Source organism: Citrobacter sp. CK202 (assembly GCF_030333225.1).
Taxonomy (GTDB): Bacteria; Pseudomonadota; Gammaproteobacteria; order Enterobacterales; family Enterobacteriaceae; genus Citrobacter_B; species Citrobacter_B koseri.
The window spans coordinates 1-449 of sequence record NZ_JAOWGI010000004.1; the positions used below are offsets into that span (position 1 = coordinate 1).

The 449-nt window shown below is 45.9% G+C and carries 2 tRNA genes; both read right to left on the reverse strand.

Going from position 1 to position 449, the window contains the following annotated elements:
* Positions 1-139: 139 nt before the first annotated feature.
* A tRNA-Ala gene (locus OGX84_RS00015) sits at positions 140-215 on the reverse strand.
* 113 nt (positions 216-328) lie between these two features.
* Positions 329-405 (reverse strand) — tRNA-Ile (locus tag OGX84_RS00020).
* Positions 406-449 lie beyond the last annotated feature (44 nt).

Sequence of the window (449 nt, forward strand, 5' to 3'; positions counted from 1 at the left end):
TGCGAAAATTTGAGAGACTCATACACACTTTACGTGTGTCGTTTCAATTTTCAGCTTGATCCAGATTTTTAAAGAGCAAAACTTCGCAGTGAACCTTTTCAGGTACACTCTGAAGTTTTCTTATATGAGCAGTAAAATATGGTGGAGCTATGCGGGATCGAACCGCAGACCTCCTGCGTGCAAAGCAGGCGCTCTCCCAGCTGAGCTATAGCCCCATACAGTACAGTCAGAACCTCTTACCGATGATTTTTCCTGAGACAAGGCGTGGGATGACGAAGCATACTTAAAGTATGTGAGTCATTTCACAACGCAGTATTCAGGGAAAATCTGGTAGGCCTGAGTGGACTTGAACCACCGACCTCACCCTTATCAGGGGTGCGCTCTAACCACCTGAGCTACAAGCCTGTAGAGGTTTTTACTGCTCGTTTTTCATCAGACAATCTGTGTGG